The 18,825-nt window shown below is 37.1% G+C and carries 17 protein-coding genes; 7 read left to right on the top strand and 10 right to left on the bottom strand.

Annotated features, from left to right (window positions below):
• The first annotated feature begins 109 nt into the window (after positions 1-109).
• Positions 110-1,555 carry a replicative DNA helicase gene (gene dnaB, locus AAV97_RS16310; protein ID WP_004824429.1) on the top strand — a complete coding sequence of 482 codons (1,446 nt, stop codon included), beginning with the start codon at positions 110-112 and terminating at the stop codon, positions 1,553-1,555.
• 36 nt (positions 1,556-1,591) lie between these two features.
• On the opposite strand, the gene AAV97_RS16305 is transcribed toward dnaB, so the two are convergent.
• Positions 1,592-2,014, bottom strand: a complete 423-nt coding sequence (locus AAV97_RS16305) for a DUF4259 domain-containing protein (protein ID WP_004824431.1) — start codon at positions 2,012-2,014, stop codon at positions 1,592-1,594.
• Positions 2,015-2,307: 293 nt separating this feature from the next.
• On the opposite strand from AAV97_RS16305, the gene alr reads away from it, so the two are divergent.
• Positions 2,308-3,381, top strand: coding sequence for an alanine racemase (gene alr / locus AAV97_RS16300; protein ID WP_046761109.1), 1,074 nt, complete (start codon positions 2,308-2,310; stop codon positions 3,379-3,381).
• A 267-nt stretch (positions 3,382-3,648) separates the two neighbouring features.
• Here alr and AAV97_RS16295 read toward each other — a convergent pair whose 3' ends face one another.
• The 6 genes from AAV97_RS16295 to AAV97_RS16270 all read right to left on the bottom strand — a co-directional run bounded on the left by AAV97_RS16295 (position 3,649) and on the right by AAV97_RS16270 (position 8,516).
• Positions 3,649-4,089 (bottom strand): BLUF domain-containing protein, encoded by a 441-nt coding sequence (locus tag AAV97_RS16295; protein WP_046761108.1) that lies wholly within the window; start codon positions 4,087-4,089, stop codon positions 3,649-3,651.
• An 89-nt stretch (positions 4,090-4,178) separates the two neighbouring features.
• On the bottom strand, positions 4,179-4,598 hold the full coding sequence (locus AAV97_RS16290; protein WP_046761107.1) for a BLUF domain-containing protein: 420 nt from the start codon (positions 4,596-4,598) through the stop codon (positions 4,179-4,181).
• Positions 4,599-4,688: 90 nt separating this feature from the next.
• Positions 4,689-5,423 carry a proteasome-type protease gene (locus AAV97_RS16285; RefSeq protein ID WP_004824440.1) on the bottom strand — a complete coding sequence of 245 codons (735 nt, stop codon included), beginning with the start codon at positions 5,421-5,423 and terminating at the stop codon, positions 4,689-4,691.
• 70 nt (positions 5,424-5,493) lie between these two features.
• Positions 5,494-6,273 carry a transglutaminase family protein gene (locus AAV97_RS16280; RefSeq protein ID WP_046761106.1) on the bottom strand — a complete coding sequence of 260 codons (780 nt, stop codon included), beginning with the start codon at positions 6,271-6,273 and terminating at the stop codon, positions 5,494-5,496.
• Entirely contained in the window at positions 6,270-6,878 is a 609-nt protein-coding gene (locus tag AAV97_RS16275; protein ID WP_046761105.1) for an alpha-E domain-containing protein, read from the bottom strand. The genes AAV97_RS16280 and AAV97_RS16275 overlap by 4 nt, the downstream gene beginning before the upstream one ends.
• Positions 6,879-6,914: 36 nt before the next feature.
• Positions 6,915-8,516 carry a circularly permuted type 2 ATP-grasp protein gene (locus AAV97_RS16270; protein ID WP_046761104.1) on the bottom strand — a complete coding sequence of 534 codons (1,602 nt, stop codon included), beginning with the start codon at positions 8,514-8,516 and terminating at the stop codon, positions 6,915-6,917.
• A 304-nt stretch (positions 8,517-8,820) separates the two neighbouring features.
• On the opposite strand from AAV97_RS16270, the gene AAV97_RS16265 reads away from it, so the two are divergent.
• The gene (locus tag AAV97_RS16265) at positions 8,821-9,816 is read left to right on the top strand and encodes a helix-turn-helix transcriptional regulator (protein WP_004824446.1); all 996 of its coding nucleotides are present in this window, start codon (positions 8,821-8,823) and stop codon (positions 9,814-9,816) included.
• A gap of 499 nt (positions 9,817-10,315) precedes the next feature.
• Here the strand turns inward: AAV97_RS16265 and AAV97_RS16260 are convergent, their stop codons facing one another.
• The 3 genes from AAV97_RS16260 to mnmG form a co-directional block, all read right to left on the bottom strand.
• Positions 10,316-11,260 (bottom strand): ADP-ribosylglycohydrolase family protein, encoded by a 945-nt coding sequence (locus AAV97_RS16260; RefSeq protein WP_046761103.1) that lies wholly within the window; start codon positions 11,258-11,260, stop codon positions 10,316-10,318.
• 275 nt (positions 11,261-11,535) lie between these two features.
• On the bottom strand, positions 11,536-11,982 hold the full coding sequence (locus AAV97_RS16255; RefSeq protein ID WP_151780070.1) for a ribbon-helix-helix domain-containing protein: 447 nt from the start codon (positions 11,980-11,982) through the stop codon (positions 11,536-11,538).
• Between the two features lie 668 nt (positions 11,983-12,650).
• On the bottom strand, positions 12,651-14,531 hold the full coding sequence (gene mnmG, locus AAV97_RS16250; RefSeq protein WP_004824451.1) for a tRNA uridine-5-carboxymethylaminomethyl(34) synthesis enzyme MnmG: 1,881 nt from the start codon (positions 14,529-14,531) through the stop codon (positions 12,651-12,653).
• 255 nt (positions 14,532-14,786) lie between these two features.
• On the opposite strand from mnmG, the gene AAV97_RS16245 reads away from it, so the two are divergent.
• The 4 genes from AAV97_RS16245 (at position 14,787) to AAV97_RS16230 (ending at position 18,491) form a co-directional block, all read left to right on the top strand.
• Positions 14,787-15,212, top strand: coding sequence for a hypothetical protein (locus AAV97_RS16245; RefSeq protein WP_046761101.1), 426 nt, complete (start codon positions 14,787-14,789; stop codon positions 15,210-15,212).
• 493 nt (positions 15,213-15,705) lie between these two features.
• Positions 15,706-16,584: a bile acid:sodium symporter family protein gene (locus tag AAV97_RS16240; protein ID WP_046761100.1), complete on the top strand. Its 879-nt coding sequence runs from the start codon at positions 15,706-15,708 to the stop codon at positions 16,582-16,584.
• A gap of 125 nt (positions 16,585-16,709) precedes the next feature.
• Positions 16,710-17,612 (top strand): 50S ribosomal protein L11 methyltransferase, encoded by a 903-nt coding sequence (gene prmA, locus AAV97_RS16235; protein ID WP_004824454.1) that lies wholly within the window; start codon positions 16,710-16,712, stop codon positions 17,610-17,612.
• Positions 17,613-17,633: 21 nt separating this feature from the next.
• On the top strand, positions 17,634-18,491 hold the full coding sequence (locus tag AAV97_RS16230; protein ID WP_046761099.1) for a zinc-ribbon and DUF3426 domain-containing protein: 858 nt from the start codon (positions 17,634-17,636) through the stop codon (positions 18,489-18,491).
• The last annotated feature ends 334 nt before the right edge of the window (positions 18,492-18,825 follow it).

Below are 18,825 nucleotides of genomic sequence, written 5' to 3'. Positions count from 1 at the left end.
TATTACTGTTAGAAACTTTCTAAATTTTGCATTAAGATAAGTAAGTACTGAAGTGTCTCCATACATTATTTTAAGTAATGTTTTCGCAAGATTTAAAACAAGGTCTTCTATGTCTCAGGCAACCGCCACTGCTCAACAAAACTCTTTCAATGCTGATGCAAAAAATAAAGACAATGCGCAGTTAAAAGAGTTTCGTACGCCACCCCACAATTTGGCAATTGAACAAGCTGTACTTGCTGCGTTAATGACTGTCGCTGAATCTTTTGAACAAGTGAGCGATACTTTAAGTGAAAATGATTTTTACGCAACGCGTCATAAATATATCTTTCGTGCAATTGAAAAACTTGCTCAAGAAAGCTCACCTTATGATGCGGTATTGGTCAATGACTGGCTGATAAAGCAAAATTTACTCGATGCAATTGGTGGTGAAGAGTATCTAATGCAATTGATGGCAGACTCCCCTTCAAGTTTCTATAATTTAGAAACTTACGCTGGAAAAATCAAAGAGTTTGCGACTTTGAGAAATATGATTAAAGTCGGCAATGAAATTTTGCAGAATGCCTATGACACCAAAGGTCGTGATGTCAGTGAGATTTTAGATCTTGCTGAAACCAATATTTTCTCTATTGCAGAGCAACACAATAATAATGCGAAGGCACAAGGTCCTAAAGCAATTACTTCCGTGGTTGCTGACGTTTTTGATAAATTAAATGAATTATCTCAGCTAGATGGCAATATCACTGGCTTAACCACAGGTTTTATGGAATTGGACAATAAAACCTCAGGTATGCAAGCAGGTGATATGATTATTGTTGCAGCACGTCCGTCCATGGGTAAAACGACCTTCGCAATGAATTTAGTCGAAAGCGTTTTATTCAACTGTGACCTACCCGCACTGGTTTTCTCCATGGAAATGCCAGCAGACTCTATTGCAATGCGTTTAATCTCTGCCTACGGTAAAGTTCATCAAGGACATCTACGTTCTGGAAAACTGGATGGTGATGAATGGTCTAAAGTAACTGGTACGATTTTACAACTTCAAGAAAAGCATCTTTATATCGACGACTCCTCTGCACTTCCTCCAACAGAGGTACGTGCACGCGCACGGCGTATTGCCAAACAACATGGTGGTAAATTGGGGTGTATCATGATCGATTATCTCCAATTAATGAAAGTCCCTGGTATGGGTGACAACCGTGTGGGTGAGATCGGTGAAATTTCACGAAGCTTAAAAGCGCTTGCAAAAGAAATGATGTGTCCTGTTATTGCATTGTCTCAGCTTAACCGTTCTTTGGAGAATCGACCAAATAAACGTCCTGTTATGTCAGACTTACGTGAATCTGGTGCGATTGAGCAGGATGCCGATTTAATTATGTTTATTTACCGTGATGAAGTTTATAACAAAGAATCAAAAGAAGCTGGCACTGCCGAAATTATCATTGGTAAACAACGTAATGGACCTATTGGTACAGTACGTCTAGCCTTTGAAGGTCAATACACCCGATTCAGTAATTTATCTCCTGAGTACTATGCTCAATACGAAGACGAAGAATAAGCTTTATCACCAATAAATAATGAAGAGACTTTGGACTCAGATCTTTGATTTTAAAGTCTCTTTCAATTCATCAATATTTCTGATCCAGTCTTCATAATCATCTGAATCTTGCCATAGCTCATCCAATTCAGAGCTTTCAGAAGTCAATAAGTTTAATGCAAGTAGGGCTTTTGGAATCAATGCATAATTTTGCTTATTTCTATTCTGCTCTAGCCATTTTTCTACAGGTTCAGGATAATATTCGTTGTCAGCTATACTCGCTGTAAAAGATTTTGCCAAAACCTCTGCTGCCGCATGCGCAATACATCCCAAATCAGCGTCAATAAACTCTTCTGTGGTCATATCAATGATTTGATCAAATGCATCCTCAATCACGTCATAACCGTTATGTTCTTCGAATTCATATGCCCAATCACTGGCTGTATCATTGCCAAAAGGTTCATGAGACCATGTTCCCATACACGTACACCTTAATCATGAAATTGAATATAAAATGTACGATTTTGTAAAAAAAATAAAGATCAATATTTTTACAAATTATGTTTAAGCAAAAATACAAGAATTTTATCGATACAAAATCAATAACTCATTAAAAACACAAATGTTCATGTCCATTTAGCCTTGATCGGACTACAATAATCTTGGTTCTTGATCATGATCTTTTTAAGACAATATAGAACCATCATTACATTTCTAACCGCATAATTTCATCAATTTTATGCTGTATTTGCCATTCCCAAGGAGTAACGAGGGTGCGCCAAGCAACAGTTTATATTGACAGCGAAGCGCTGCAATATAATTTAAACCGTGTCAAACAACTTGCCCCAACCGCAAAAATTGTCAGTATGGTAAAAGCCAATGCATATGGTCATGGCGTCAAGGATTGCTTAGCCGCCTTAAGTTCAACTGATGCTTTCGGTGTCGCCTGCCTTGAAGAAGCTTTGGAAATTCGTGAATTAGGTTATCAACAACCGATTACACTGATTGAAGGTATTTTCAATGCAGATGAAATGCCAATTGTTCTAGACAGTAACTTTGAGCTAATGATTCACCATCAACAGCAGCTTGATTGGTTAAGCGCCTACAAAGACCAATATATCCAAAAAGGACTGAAAGTTTGGGTCAAACTCAACAGTGGCATGAATCGCTTAGGCTTTAAAATGGCTGAGATTATTGAAGTGATCCATTCATTACAAGCTGAAGGTTTTACTTGTGTACTTGCTATGCACTTCGCAAACGCTGATGTCGATCATCACCCCTTAAATGAATTGCAAAAGCAACAATTTTTGCAAGTTAAAGAAGCATGTTCACCTATTTTGGCGTCGTGCTGTAACTCAGCCGCTATTTTTAAATGGCCTGAACTAAATTTTGATTTTGTGCGACCAGGAATCATGCTCTATGGTGCGTCACCATTTGCAGACCAATCTGCACATGATCTCGATATTCGTCCTGTAATGACATTTACCGCTGAAATTATTGCTTTAAATCATATTCAAGCAGGTGAATCTGTCGGTTACGGTTCAACTTTCGTTTCAGACCAAGAGATGGATATCGCAATCGTTTCTATTGGTTATGGAGATGGTTATCCTCGTGCATACCTCTCGCAGAATTATGTCTCTATTCATGGGCAAGCAACCCGTGTTATTGGTCGTGTTGCAATGGATATGATTGCCATTGATGTCACTGGATTGAATGCACCAATCGGGACGGTCGTAGAACTCTGGGGTAAAAACCGTTTAGTTGATGAAGTTGCGACAGCAAATGGTACGATTGGCTATGAATTATTATGTCGTATGACAGGTCGTCCAAAACGTAAAAAGATTTAAATCTTTTTATGCCAAATTGTACCCATCGTGCAGAATAAAAGCCATGTATATGATAGAGATACACTTAATATCTCTATCATTTTTAGAAAAAATACTCTCGGAAGTATAGGCAAAAAAGTCAGATAAGATTCACTCAATATCTGCGATTGTCTATTTAACTGTGAACACAAAAGCAAGGATTGAATGTTTAATTTTATCATCTTAAAAAAACTCATACTCAAAGCACAGCCCACAAAAGTACTTTTTAAATAGCATTAAAAAATGGCTTTAAACAAAATCATCCACAATATCTTCAAATTGTTCGATCTCATAAAGTAATTTGAGTAAATTGGGTATATCTTGCTTATCTAAATTTAATGGCTGAAAACGCAGAAAACCTTTGTGCTCAAAAAACTGCTGAATTTTACTGTTTCGCCTGACATACTTCATCGACCACTGAGAAAAATACCCTCTTTCTACCTGTAAAGCTCTAAATAGCTTTATCTGATGATGTCTAGGATCTTTATATAATTTCTCCAACAGATGTAAAATTACCGACTGTTCACCTTCAAGGCATTGAAAAAAATGCTCATCGGCAAAATAAAGTACGCCTCGAACTTGATGCAGTACATTAAAGTCTCTCGCTTCACCAAGAATTTCTCTTAGATCATTCAGTAATTGATGATGAGGTGATGTTGTTTTACTTGCACAGCATAATTGAAAAGTCATGTAATTCTTCTATTTTTATCTTTATATTGTTATAAACAATTATCATTTAATGTACAAGCCTTAACTTTTTATTATTTAGATATTTAATTCTATTTTGATACTGTTCTAACAGACACTATTTGCATAAGTTCGTCGATTTGTTGATCAGTTAAACTCATGGGTTTAAAATGATTTAAGCCACATTTTTTACAGAAAATACTGACCACTCCATTACGATCGACATACTTCATTTGCCAAGCTTCAAAGTGAAATTCTTGAATATTGTTGAGGAAACAAAAACGATAATTCTGATCTTGATGATTTAAAATATGCTGATAAATTAAATCTATCGATTTAGCCTCACCCTCAAAACAATGTAAGAAGTGTTCATTTGCATAAAATGAAACACCATGTATATGCTGCTCAGTAAAAAAAGTGGCTGCACGATGCATCGCATTCCTAAATTCAGCCATTAAACGCAAATCTTTTAAATTTATGCTTGATACATAACAAAGTTGAACTAATTCCATGTTCTTTACATTTAAAAAATTAGAGTACTTATTAAAATAATGAATGGAGATTAAATTTTAATTAATGCTCGTTTCAATCTATTGAGAAGTTTACTCAAAATAGTCCACAGTAGGTTTTGGCAAATCCTGTAATCCTTTTTTTAAGGTTTCCGACCATTGCTTACTGATATGCTGAAAATATGGATCATCTTCAACAATACGCTTTCCTTTAGGAATTTTTAAGCTGTCTTTATCATAAATCATGGCATCTAATGGCATACCGACTGAAACATTCGAACGTAGTGTGGAGTCAAATGAAATCAAACTACAGCGTAAAGCTTCATCCAAAGGCATATCATAACTCAATGCCCGATCTAAAATCGGCTTACCATACTTACTTTCTCCAATCTGGAAATACGGCGTATCACTGGTTGCAGAAATAAAGTTCCCTTGTGGATAGATATTATAAAGCTGCATTTCTTCACCACTGATTTGTCCACCCACCAACAAACTGCAGTAATAATTACTTTGCTCTTGGGTATCTTCAGTCACATCAGCAATCACTTTTCGTAAAGTCTGACCAATTAAGCCAGCAACTTCAAACATGGTGTTGACGCTATATAGATTGGGTTCTTGTTTTAGAGCTAAATGATTTTCCAAATGCCCAATCACGGCTTGAGTCGTCGCCAGATTACCCGAAGTTTGTATACAGATAAAACGTTCGCCTTCGATCCCGAAAGTATAGAGCTTTCGATATACCGAAATGTGATCGACTCCAGCGTTGGTTCGAGTATCACTAATAAATACTAAACCTTGTTTGAGTCTTAAAGCACAGCAATACGTCATGGAGCTACCTATACAACTAAAATTCGAAATTAATCATTTTGCAATGCATGACACTATTGATCATTCTGCATCAGCATGCAAGTACCTGAACGATAGAATACATTGTTTCTGCCCCCCCTTTTTCACGTATACCTCGAACTGGAGCAACATCCCAATAATCTCGACCAACAGCGACATAGACATGTGATTGTGGGCTAAAAAGCTGATTACTGACATCAATCATATGCCATTGTCCTTCTAAGTAGACTTCTGTCCAAGCATGGCTTGCCAAATGTGACTGATTATTGACATACAAATACCCTGAGACATAGCGTGCAGGAATACCCAAAGCTTTTGCCATTGCAATCAATACATGACTATGGTCCTGACAAACCCCTTGTTGTGCTGAAAAGGATGCTATAGCCGTATGCGTAACCGTTGTGCTTGCGGTGATATATGGCATGTACTGTAGCAATGCTTCGGCTAATTTTTGAAAATTAGCCCAGCTTTTTTGCGGTAAATAGTATTCTGCAAATGCAATCATTTCATCATTACACAGCGTTGCAGTTGTAGGTTGTAAAAATACGGCTGGAGCAAGTGCATCCTGTAAACCAAGTTGATTGTCTGTATTAATTTCAACAATCCCTTGCGCCATAATCAACATTTGTTGATAAGGTTCTGTTTGCGAGCTGGTCAACCAAATATTATTGAAAGCATCTTTTTTATATTGTTTTTCTCCAGGAATACTAATTTGCCACCCCGTCACTTGTTGATGTAAATTCGATTGCGGGGTCATTTTTATATATTGAATGCTGTTTTTTGCCCAGTCAGAATATTGATAATGGGTTTGATGATTAATCATGAGTTTCATAAGCGATCCAATTCAAATAAAGAATCAATATGATCGCTAAAATGATAATAATTCATTCGATTAGGCTGTTTTTTTAGCTCCTCCCACACTTCTGGCAAGCTACACATCCCATGTTGATTCAAACTACTGATCACCGCATTTAATTGGGTCAATGTTAGCGATTTATCTTGGCTTAGCCGTAACTGACGGTCGAACTGTTCCATTTTTTGCCCAAGACTAAAGAATAAGAACAATAACTCATCATCTTCTGCTTCAAGAACATCATTACACTCCTCACAGACATCACAGATAAAACTGGCATTTTGTTCGGCTTGGTGTAAAAGCTGATTCAACTCAGCAAATGATTTCGCAGAAATAACCCCACGCAAGTCATGAATATTATTTTTGGCACATAAAAACTGTTGGTGAAATGAAGCAGGCTGCTCAGAGTCCAAAATGAGTTCATTCAAGGAACTGGCATCGAATGCAGGTAAGCAAAATGCATTTGCATAATCTAATGCCAATTCATTGGTTTTAAAAGGGAACTGGCTACATAAATATTGTATGCGGGTCAAATAACGCCCTAACCAAAATATATTTTGTGCATTTGTACTGAGTAAAATCATCTTTTCTCTCCTTTGGTTGGGATTGCTAAGGACTGATTAAATTGAATATTCATCAATCACCCATGTATCCTTAATTCCACCACCTTGTGATGAGTTAACCACCAATGAACCTTGTTGCATTGCAACTCGGGTCAAACCACCAGGAACGATTTCTATACGTTCAGGTGAGGTTAAAATGAATGGTCGTAAATCAATATGACGTTCAGCAATTCCTTGTGAGGTTAAAGTTGGCGCTACTGATAAATCTAATGTCGGTTGCGCAATATATGCTGAAGGTGAAGCCATTAATTTAATTCTAAATAAATCAATTTCTTGTTCTGTTGCTTTAGGACCGATCAGCATCCCATAACCACCAGAACCTTGAGCTTCTTTTACGACCAATTGATCGAGATTTGCCAACACATAATCCAATGTATCAGCCTCTCGACATTGATAAGTGGGTACATTTGATAAAATTGGCTTTTCATTCAGATAATAAGCAATCATTTGATCCACATAAGGATAAATGGACTTATCATCAGCAACCCCTGTACCTGGTGCATTTGCAATGACCACATTGCCACTCAAATAAGCCGACATCAGCCCTGCAACACCTAAAGTACTGTCTGGTCTAAAACACAAAGGGTCTAAAAAACCATCATCTAAACGTCTATAAATTACATCAACCTGCTGACGTCCTCGGATGGTTTTCACATAAACCTTGTCGTTTTCAACAAAAAGGTCACGAGATGTCACCAAGGGTACACCCATCTCTCTTGCTAAAAATGAATGCTCATAATATGCACTATTGTAACGACCCGGCGTCAGCACCACGATTGTGGGTGTAGTGACCCTTGAATTTTCAGCGAGAATTTCACGCAAAAGCTGAGGATATTGCTCGATACTTGCAACTTGCTGATTGCATAATTCAGGCATCAATTTTTGACTCATCTTACGACTTTCAATCATGTAAGACACACCAGAAGGAGTACGTAAGTTATCTTCTAAGACAAAGAACTCCCCGTGTCGATCACGGACAATGTCGATACCACTGATTTGACTATAAATATTTCCATTTAAACTGTGATTCATCATGATCGGTTGATACGCTTCATGTGAAAGCACTGGTAACTCAGGAATAAAACCTTCTCTTAAAATATTTTGCTCATGATAAATATCAGCAAGAAATAGATTTAAAGCTTTGATACGTTGCGTACATCCTGCCTCGATTTTGTTCCATTGTTGTTTGGCAATCACTCGGGGAATCAAATCAAAAGGAATGGTGCGATCAATCCCAGATTTTTCTCCATATACAGCAAAGGTAATTCCTTGATATAAAAAATGCGCTTTAGCTGTTTCATTTAGTTTTTCAAGCTCATAAATACTATGTTGAGATAACCAATGCTCAACTTTTTCCGCAGTTTCAGGTGAAAGAACATGATCATCGGTCATTTCATTAAAGAAAATAGAATCGAGTTGTTTAAGTAAATGCACTGCTGGTTGCTGCATCTCAATATTTAAATGAACAGCTGCCTGAATATTTTTTATCTCTTTTAATTCACCTGTATTCGACTGAGTCTGCTCTTCAATCATTGACACAGCAAAACGTTCTGCATAATTTTCATTACTTGAATTTGTATCCATCGTTTCTTTTAGCATACAAACCTCTTCTTATGTTCTCTGGTGGCAGGATGAATCAAGCAATATCAATGCCAACAATCATTGAGTCTTAAAATGTTTTTTTAGCATCAGGTTTGAAATCTTTTAACCAGCTTTTATTAATTCATTGTTTATTGTTTAGCTCAATGTGAGTTTTGATCGAACTTGTTTCAAAATTTTTTAGTGAGTGTTTTCAAGGTCTAACAAATTAATTTAAGGATAGAACTTGCAGAAAGTTTTTTATTTTTCTATTGTGTAGCAGATTTATTTCCCTTAAACCTTCACGATTTCAACGATATTTGACATGTCTGCACAAGAAAAAGAAACCTCCAACAGCCTCTATCGCCAATGGCAAATTTTGTCCCGACTTTCTACGGGTAAATGGATGGGCACACGTGAGTTACAAGAAGTCTTAGAACGTGAAGGAATTGAGATCAGTTTGCGTACTATTCAACGTGATCTCAATCAAATTGCGCAACGCTTTCCCATCGAAAGCAACAAGACTGTGCCTCAAGGTTGGCGTTGGCGCTCAGATGCACCAATTCAAAGCTTGCCTCATATGACCAGCTCTCAGGCAGTCACATTTATGATGGTTGAGGAACATTTAAAGCACCTGTTACCACCAAGTTTGATTGATGAAATGAATCCTTGGTTTGATCTAGCTCGTCGCAGTTTGTCAACACAGAATAATGTTCGACAATGGATTAATCGAGTTCGTATTGTTCCTGCTAGTCAGCCTGTAATCCCTCCTTTGGTTGAAAGACAGGCGCAACAGGCAATCTATGAAGGATTACTCCAAGACAAGCAAATTGAATGTATTTACCGTTCACGTGGTCATCAAGGTGAGGAAAAAACTTATATTCTCAATCCTTTAGGCTTGGTGCAAAAAGGTGCGATCATTTATTTGATTTGTACCAGACATGATAAAACCGAAGTCCAAACTTTTGCTTTACATCGTTTTAAATCAGCAACAGTCTTAGACTTGCGAGCATTACATCCTGTTAAATTTGATATTGATGAGTATATTGATTCAGGTGCACTTGGTTTTAGAGTTGATTTTTCTCAACCAACCAAGAATGTTGAATTAAAACTGGTGATGCACGAAGATGATGCGCAGTACTTTACAGAAAGTCAGCTCAGCAAAGAGCAAAAAGTTGAACAATTAAATGAACAACTGTATCAAGTGAGTGCAGTAGTTCCCTTTACCTCACAATTGGTATGGTGGCTGAGAAGCTTCGGTAAAAAGATTGTTCGAATCGAACCTGTAGAAGTTTTTAATGCAGTTCATGAAATTGAATAATCAATATTAACTAGCATAGATACAAGTTTTACATACAAGCCCCAATAAAAAAGAGCCTCTCGGCTCTGATATCTTATTGTTTTTGTTTTTAAATTTTATTATTTTGCGCTGATTAAAACTCATGTCACATTTTTACATGTCCACAAGACATGAGTTTTCATTGGAGTAAGTTGAACATCACATCAGACAGCACGCGAGTTCAGCATTGTTGTAACGGATTGATTTCATCGTCATAGTAACCACCTCTCGTTTGAATGTAGATTGACTATAACCACGATTTTTCAAACTGAAAAATAATTAAAACTGCTTTGTTTTTCACCAATTCTGTTTAAGCGTTATTTGTATAACCTTAGGTTGAATCTAATTATTTAGAATTTATCGCAAACAAAAACCAATAAGATGCGCAACTAAAATCTTTATCAAGATATGCTTAGTTGATGATTGTAGTGATAAAATCAAAGCTTCATCATTCAAATGACTTTTCGATTGATATAAATATTCATTTTGAAGATGCGATGTAAATACTGAGTTTTTCCAATAAAGGTTCCACCAATGCTTTGCCTCTTAATTGATTCAACCATAGCTGAGGAATGGCATGATAACCAAAATACAATCCAGCTATACCACCAGCCACACATGCAGTTGTATCGGTGTCTCTGCCTAATGCAATCGAGCTTTTAATCACATCTTGATATGACTTTTTTTGGAGGGCATATCTTGCTGAATTTAAACAATCAACCACATAACCACTCCCCGTTCCCTGAACTAATTCATCAGGACGAATATATAACTCAAGCTGTTGCAAATCTTCTGGTCGATCTTGTAAACATTGGCGAAGTCTTGCAACTGCATCCGACCACGCAGGTTCAATATCCAATCCGTTCAGAATTGATCTAGCCCATAAGCAATACAAAGCACAACATACCTTTGATCTTAGATGTGCATGGGTAATATGGGACTGAGTATACGCATCCTCAATCAACTGTTGATCTGAACCTTGATGCCACAACGCTAAAGGCAATACACGCATAAGTGAACCATTACCATTGGCATGTTCATCATTTTTAGCAACCTGAGATAGAGGGACACCCATTAAATACTTTCTTATCGATTCAGCAGTTTGCACACCGACATCGAAAACTTGATAGTCAACTGCCATATATCCATACTGATACCAATTACACAACCGCTTCATGAGATCTTCTGCATCCATTTTATGCTTATACAGGAGTGAATCGAGCAAACTTAGCGCTTGTGCACCATCGTCCGACCATGTCCCTAGTGGAATTTCTGGATAAGTCTTAGAAAAATAAGCAGGTGGGAGCATATCAATTTGATTATATTCAGGTAACTGTTCAGGCAGATTAAACTCATAAGGCACACCGACTGCATCTCCAATCAATAGCCCATAAATTGCACCTTTAATTCGATCTTGCTTGTTCATGTTATTCTCAGAACTACTCAATTTATTTTATATTGTCATAAAGACCATATATTTTCAACAAGCAACTATACATTCTTTGGGTTATAAAAAAGCCCGCAATAAGCGTAATACTGATCAGTTAAGACAAAAAAGTTAAAAATAAGCTCAATAAGAGGTAAATTTAGCTAAATTAAAATCCAAATATAAGAGAATTTAGGTTAACAAATAACATAGATTCTCTTAACTGATCAGCGTTAGATAGGATATCGAGGGCTTTAATACAATTACACATTGTATTAAAGAACACCTTGTTCCTTTAAATGCGAGACTGCAGCAAGAATATATGATGAGTTAAACGTTACATCTGTATATGTTGATGGAGACCGACTCCCTGTTTCTTTAAAAACTTTATAAAAATTATCAACTTCTTCTATGCCTAATGGGCGAATATTATCTTTATTGTTATGAACAAATAGCTTTCCATCTTCACTAAAGATACGAAATTTTGATTTCCTTGATTCAGTTTCTAAATTAACTGGTATAGAAAAAGACTTAACTAAAGTTTCATATAAATTAATATTCATATCACTTAATCCTTTGTTTTCAATTGTGTATTTTTTTTCTAAGATATCAAGACTCAACAAAATTGCTTCTCTCGCTAAAAATGATTTCGTTCGTTGAGTCTTTTCTGCTATTTCATCTAACCGCTTTTCAAGTTCTACAGGTAATCGGAGCATTAACATTCTAAGGGACCAAATCTAAACGTATATCAATTAGAGTATATCATTAAGATTTAATCTGCAATTCCTTTTTCAAAAACAATTAGTCAATAAAAAGACTCTACTTAGAGCCTTTCGTATAAGGCGTATTATGTTAATTTTAGATATTTTAAAACATTAAGACATAGAGAGCAGGATGCTCCAGATAATAATAACAAGATCAGATACAAGGAATGTGAGGAACGACAGAAGTTATACTACCGCATCAAATATATAAAAAACCCAACAGGATGTAGTAATGCTGATCAGTTAAGACAAAAGTTAAAATACGATAAAAATGAGTGTATATAAATATGCTAATTTTTTATGATTCTATCTCAAAATCTAGAACTTATCTCACAACAATCTTATTTAACATTAGCTCATTTTAGTGAGTTGATTGATTTAAACTGGATTGAACAGAGCCTGCAACAGACAGGGAAAGCATCTATCCATTAGAATCAACGGGCAATTTACCAAAACATTTAGAGCATTTACTAGAAATCTCAAAAATCTATGTTTTACCTGTAAGGAGGTAGAGACACTATCCCCGGGTAGTTAAGGCAAGAACCCAAAAATATCCAAAGAAAAATGCCAATCAGCTTAACTGATTGGCATTACGAAATAAGCGGACTTTTTTTAAGGATTCGAACTTAAGCAGATTTTTTCATTTGGTTATGTTTACGAATCGTAATCATCACCAATTGAACAGCCGCAGGTGTTACCCCTGGAATACGACTCGCTTGTGCAAGCGTTTCTGGCAATACATTTTTAAGTTTCATGGTAATTTCACGAGAAAGACCTGAAACAGCGTCATAGTCAAAATCAGCAGGAATTTTGGTATCTTCCAAACGCTTCATTTGAGCAACATCTTCTTGCTGACGGTTGATATAGCCTGCATATTTCACCGCAATTTCGATTTGCTCACCCACAAATGCAGATACTTCAGAGCCTGTCAATTCCGCAATTTGAGAGAAATTGATATTTGGACGTTTAAGCAAATCAATCGCAGAACACTCTTTGGAAAGATCTGCACCAGTCATTTCAACGAATTTTTTACCCATCGGGTTATTTGGTGCCGCCCATAGATGTTGCAAACGACCTGTTTCTTTTTCAACTGCTTCCATTTTTTCACAATATGCAGCCCAGCGCTCATCGTCAACCAAGCCCATTTCACGACCAATCGCTGTTAAACGCTGATCTGCATTGTCTTCTCGAAGCATCAAACGGTATTCTGCACGCGAGGTAAACATACGGTACGGTTCTTTAGTCCCTAAAGTAATCAAGTCATCAACTAAAACACCCATATATGCTTCATCACGCTTAGGTGTCCATTGCTCTTGATCCCAAGCACGACGAGCAGCATTTAAACCTGCCAATAAACCTTGTGCACCAGCTTCTTCATAGCCTGTTGTACCATTGATCTGACCAGCAAAATACAAGTTATTGATGGATTTTGTTTCTAACGAGAATTTCAACGATTGCGGATTGAAATAATCATATTCAATTGCATAGCCTGGACGAAGGATATGTGCATTTTCCATACCGCGAATTGAACGTACCAACTCAAACTGAACATCAAAAGGTAATGATGTAGAAATACCATTTGGATAAAGCTCATGGGTGTCCAAGCCTTCAGGCTCTAAGAAAACCTGATGCGAGTCTTTATCAGCAAATTTATGAATTTTGTCTTCAATAGATGGACAATAACGTGGACCAACCCCTTCAATCACACCTGTATACATCGGTGAGCGATCCAAACCACCACGAATGATTTCATGGGTGCGTTCGTTGGTATGCGTAATATAGCAATTCACCTGTTCTGGATGCATAGACACATCTCCCATGAATGACATGGTTGGAGATGGAAAATCACCCGGTTGTGGGATCATCACAGAAAAGTCAACTGAACGAGCATCAATACGTGGTGGCGTACCTGTTTTTAAACGCCCCACTGGTAAGTTTAATTCACGTAAACGCGCAGCTAAAGAAATAGAAGGAGGATCACCTGCACGACCGCCCGACGAATTATTCAATCCAACGTGAATAACACCACCCAAGAATGTACCTGTTGTCAACACAACTGTTTTCGCATCGAAGCGAATACCCATTTGAGTGACGACCCCCTTCACCGTATCGCCTTCAACGATAAGATCATCAGCGGCTTGTTGGAAAATGTCTAAGTTGGCTTGATTTTCCAAAGTATGACGAATTGCAGCTTTATAACGAATACGGTCAGCTTGAGCACGTGTTGCACGGACAGCAGCGCCTTTACGCGAATTCAGGATACGGAATTGGATACCACCTTTATCAGCAGCGAGAGCCATTGCTCCACCCAACGCATCGATTTCGCGAACCAGATGAGATTTACCAATCCCACCAATAGCAGGGTTACAGCTCATCTGCCCTAAAGTCTCAATGTTATGAGTCAAAAGCAGAGTCTGTCGACCCATACGCGCCGCAGCAAGTGCTGCTTCCGTACCTGCGTGACCGCCACCGATAACAATGACATCGTAAACTTTAGGATAATGCATAGTGATAAATGAGAGATAAAAAGAATGACAGGAAATTATAGCAAAAATTTACGCTCAGTTTTAGGCGGTTTTACAAAAATTTATCTCACAAATCACACTTATTTCCAATTAAACATTTAGATACATAGGCAACATAAATTGACACTTCGTTTCAGTAAGTCCCTACAAATCAAATTTAACTTAGCAAAAAACCGCTATACCATGAGAATCACTCAGATAATTAAATTTTCCATCATGAATACAAGGAATACGATTATGAAAAATACATTGTCTAAGATGATGACGGCTTCATTGTTGAGTTGTATGGCAATTGGTTTTGCTCATGCTGCTGAGGAAAACACCAGTAAAGCTGAAGTGAAAAAGCAAATTCAGGTTTGTGCTAAGAAAAAGCAAGGTGATTGGGTCACTTATGCCAATAAAGGTGTAACTTTTAATGGTACGTGTGAACCGAATGAAAATGGTAAGCTTCAATTTAGCTTCCCTGCACCACCAGCAGGCAGTAACACAACAGGTGCTGCTGCAGCGCCAGAACCTGCGATGGAAAATCATCCTGCTGTAGAACAAGCTGCTCCTGCAAGTGCTGATGCACCTGCAACCAATGACGCCTCTCAAGCGGAACAGCCAGCGGTTGAACAACCTAGCCAAGCTGTACCAAGTGAAGACCCAATTCAAGCTCAATAATTTCCTCTAACTCAACACTTCTTCTTATCTTGATGGAGTGAGTGATAATTTCATTCATCTATGTTGAAAAATGGATAAATGTTGAGATTAAAAGAGATTCCGTTTAACGGGATCTCTTTTTTATATTCAGGGATCCTATAGTTAAACCACCTGATTATTCATACAAGTGATTTAATTTCAATCATGTATATCCAATGAACTTTATGCTTTATACAAATTGTTAGGAGTTTTGGTGATTCATTTATTTTTTGGGATTTAAAATTAGGGATAGTCTTTGAATGACCACTTGAATCCACTCCACTTATTCTAAATATAAAATATTGTATTTATTAATTTTTTAATAAAATTTATTATTCTCCAAAAGAGTATTTTTTTTAATTATTCATCAGTCATGTTTTTTATTTTTATATTTTGATTGTTTCGATTACACTCAATTTTGAGTAAGGAATATTCACCTGTTTAAATGATTTAAAACAACAAAAAGGATGAAACTATGGATTCAGGAATAATCACCATCATGCTTCCACTCGCCCTCGCCATCATTATGATTGGTTTGGGCTTAGAGCTCACTCCGAAAGATTTCGCTCGGGTATCAAAACATCCGAAAGCGGTTTTGATTGCATTATTTTGTCAATTGGTACTTTTGGTCGGTATCGCTTTTGTCATCTGTAAAGTACTCGCCCTACCGCCTTTACTCGCAGTTGGATTAATGTTACTCGCTGCATCACCAGGTGGAAGTACCGCAAATTTATTTAGCTATTTATTTAAAGGTGACATTGCACTGAATATTACCTTGACTGCAATTAATTCTGTGATCGCAGCTTTTACCCTCCCCCTGATTGTTAACTTCTCCATTCAATACTTTATGAATGATGGACAGCAAATCAGTATGCAGTTCAGCAAAATTCTTCAGGTTTTTGCAATTATTTTAATTCCTGTCTGTATCGGTATGCTGATTCGACATTATGCACCTCATTTTACGGAAAAATTAAATAAACCATTGCGCATTTTCTCAGTGGTCTTCTTGATACTCATCATTATCGGAGCAATTGCTAAAGAGCGCGCACATATTCTGGAATATCTCACCCAAGTCGGTTTAGCCACAATGATTTTCTGTATTTGTAGTTTGCTCATCGGTTATTTTGTCCCAAGATTATTAGGCATTAATAGTGCACAAGCACGCGCTTGCGCTTTTGAAATAGGTATTCATAACAGTACCTTGGCAATGACCATCGCATTGACGGTCATGGCAAATTCAACAGTGGCAATGCCTGCCGCAGTTTATTCGATATTTATGTATATTTTTGCAGCGATATTTGGTGCATTGATTTCAAGACATGCCACGCAAGAATCTGTAATTGAACGTGCATGAAAGATGATCCTATAAAACCGAAGTGGATGTTGATACATCCACTTTTTTATTTTGGCTGAAGCTAGGCGCACCTTGACAGTTTCCGTTACAATATTGGCTTTAAGAAAACGATTTAGGTCTTTCCCGTGAAGTGGTTACAAATTCATATTACAGTTGAACAAGCTCAAGTTGATTTTACTGAAACTTTATTAAGTTCTTTAGGTGCAGTAAGTGTGACGCTCGATGATGCTGAAAATCAAGACTTGCTTGAGCCTCTTCCAGGTGAAACACCTTTATGGAATAAAGTCATTGTTACAGGCATTTACGCTCAAGAAGACCATGAAGAAATCGATGTAGCGGCTTTAGAGACATTTATTCGCACTCAACTCCCGACTGCCCCAATGAAAAGTGAGTTCCTAGAAGACCAAGTTTGGGAACGCTCTTGGATGGACTACTATGAACCTATTCAAATTGGTGAAAAATACTGGATCGTACCTGAGTGGTTAGAGCCTCCTGAAGCTGATGCTGTCAATATCAAACTTGATCCGGGCTTAGCCTTTGGTACAGGCAACCATGCATCCACCTTCCTTTGCTTGCAATGGCTGGGTAAAACTGATGTTAAAGACAAAATTGTGATTGATTATGGTTGTGGCTCAGGCATTTTGGGTGTTGCAGCATTGTTATTAGGTGCAAAAAAAGTCTATGCAACTGATATCGACCCACAAGCAGTCTTAGCGACAAAACAAAATGCTGAGTTGAATGGTGTACTTGAAAATCTTTATGTCGGGCTTCCAGAAGAATTTAACGAAACGTTTAAGGCTCAACAAGCAGATGTACTGGTTGCAAATATTCTTGCTGGTCCATTGATGTCCCTTGCCGAAGAATTCTCAACTTTAATTAAATCTGAGGGCGAGTTCGCACTTGCAGGTGTAATTGAAGAGCAAGTTGCTGATGTTTCTAGTGTTTATTCTGAATTTTTTGATATAGTAGAGGTAGAGAAACGCGAAGAAAACTGGTGCAGAATTTCTGGTTCGCGTAAGAAATTTTAATCGATGAATATTTAACTATCTATGGCTGAAAAACAAACCCGCTGCCCTAATTGTGCTTCAATTTATAAAGTGTCAGTTACACAGCTTACTGTTGCGCAAGGTATGGTTTGTTGTCCAAAATGTGGCGATAACTTTAATGCACTGGTTCATCTTCAGCCCTCTCCTTCTGACCAGCAAGCGATAAATACCCCTGAAACAGAACACAAATTGAATCAGGAGTCTTTTGATAATCGTCGGAATGAAACCAGCGTGCTGGATATATTCAATCGTAAAGTTGAACATTCCAATATAGATCTGAGAACCTACTTAAATAATTTGAACTACTTTAATAATGAACCTGTTCATAATATTCCCAGTTTAAATCTATCGAAGGGACTCAATCACAAAGGCGATGATCTGCTCAAACCGAAAAGTACTTTGTATTATCTGGCTTGGAGTTTCATTAATCTTTCATTGCTTAGCATTTTAATGTTCCAAATTGTTTGGTTTAACCCAAACTTGACTGACCGCTATCCTGCAATCAATACTGTTTTCACCAAAGCATGTTCAGTTTTTCATTGTGATACTGTTGATCAACGTTACAAACATATCGTGATTAGTAATCTCAGAGTAAAGGCAATTGATTCACAACAAACTCAATTTTCAGGTCAAATCAATAATCAGTACTCTAAAAGTTTAGAGCTCCCGATAATAAAGGTCACACTCAAAGCAAATGATAAAATAGTCAAAACTTATTCAATCCCAGCTGAAGACTATCTCATCAAGAGTTTGATAGGAATTAAACGAATTCCACAAAATAGCCCATATCCTTTTAAATTTGTCATTACAGAGCCTAGAAAAAGTTTTGATGACTATCAATTAGACGTCATTCATCCATAAAATTAAAAAAAACTACAAAAAAATGAAAAAAAATGTAGTTTTCTTGCTCATTTTTTCTGAGACAATGCTATCATACGCGCCACGAAAGCTTTGTCCTGCAAACTCCTCGCAATTTTTCACAAAAACTACTGTTTTGTTATGTGCTTTATATCCAATATCGCGCAAGTAGAACATTTTTTTGTTTAAAAGAGTGTAGTAACAAATATTAATCTATTGTTACGCTTATTTTTCACTCAACTCGACGATTTGTGGCAAGCTAATTGTTCTTGTTTTAGAGCCAACCGTTTTAGGATCTAAAACGGGGCTCAGATTTTTTTAGACCACATTTATATTG

Origin of the sequence: Acinetobacter sp. Ag2 (assembly GCF_001005515.1) — a bacterium.
In the GTDB taxonomy this organism is placed as follows: domain Bacteria; phylum Pseudomonadota; class Gammaproteobacteria; order Pseudomonadales; family Moraxellaceae; genus Acinetobacter; species Acinetobacter bereziniae.
This window is presented reverse-complemented; position numbering and strand designations above follow the sequence as displayed.

What these genes read in the sequence shown, in the direction of transcription:
- dnaB (WP_004824429.1), top strand. Translation starts at nt 110, where the DNA reads ATGTCTCAGGCAACCGCCACTGCTCAACAAAACTCTTTCAATGCTGAT.
- AAV97_RS16305 (WP_004824431.1), bottom strand. Translation starts at nt 2,014, where the DNA reads ATGGGAACATGGTCTCATGAACCTTTTGGCAATGATACAGCCAGTGAT.
- AAV97_RS16295 (WP_046761108.1), bottom strand. Translation starts at nt 4,089, where the DNA reads ATGACTTTTCAATTATGCTGTGCAAGTAAAACAACATCACCTCATCAT.
- AAV97_RS16290 (WP_046761107.1), bottom strand. Translation starts at nt 4,598, where the DNA reads ATGGAATTAGTTCAACTTTGTTATGTATCAAGCATAAATTTAAAAGAT.
- AAV97_RS16285 (WP_004824440.1), bottom strand. Translation starts at nt 5,423, where the DNA reads ATGACGTATTGCTGTGCTTTAAGACTCAAACAAGGTTTAGTATTTATT.
- AAV97_RS16280 (WP_046761106.1), bottom strand. Translation starts at nt 6,273, where the DNA reads ATGAAACTCATGATTAATCATCAAACCCATTATCAATATTCTGACTGG.
- AAV97_RS16275 (WP_046761105.1), bottom strand. Translation starts at nt 6,878, where the DNA reads ATGATTTTACTCAGTACAAATGCACAAAATATATTTTGGTTAGGGCGT.
- AAV97_RS16270 (WP_046761104.1), bottom strand. Translation starts at nt 8,516, where the DNA reads ATGCTAAAAGAAACGATGGATACAAATTCAAGTAATGAAAATTATGCA.
- AAV97_RS16265 (WP_004824446.1), top strand. Translation starts at nt 8,821, where the DNA reads ATGTCTGCACAAGAAAAAGAAACCTCCAACAGCCTCTATCGCCAATGG.
- AAV97_RS16260 (WP_046761103.1), bottom strand. Translation starts at nt 11,260, where the DNA reads ATGAACAAGCAAGATCGAATTAAAGGTGCAATTTATGGGCTATTGATT.
- AAV97_RS16255 (WP_151780070.1), bottom strand. Translation starts at nt 11,982, where the DNA reads ATGTTAATGCTCCGATTACCTGTAGAACTTGAAAAGCGGTTAGATGAA.
- mnmG (WP_004824451.1), bottom strand. Translation starts at nt 14,531, where the DNA reads ATGCATTATCCTAAAGTTTACGATGTCATTGTTATCGGTGGCGGTCAC.
- AAV97_RS16245 (WP_046761101.1), top strand. Translation starts at nt 14,787, where the DNA reads ATGAAAAATACATTGTCTAAGATGATGACGGCTTCATTGTTGAGTTGT.
- AAV97_RS16240 (WP_046761100.1), top strand. Translation starts at nt 15,706, where the DNA reads ATGGATTCAGGAATAATCACCATCATGCTTCCACTCGCCCTCGCCATC.
- AAV97_RS16230 (WP_046761099.1), top strand. Translation starts at nt 17,634, where the DNA reads ATGGCTGAAAAACAAACCCGCTGCCCTAATTGTGCTTCAATTTATAAA.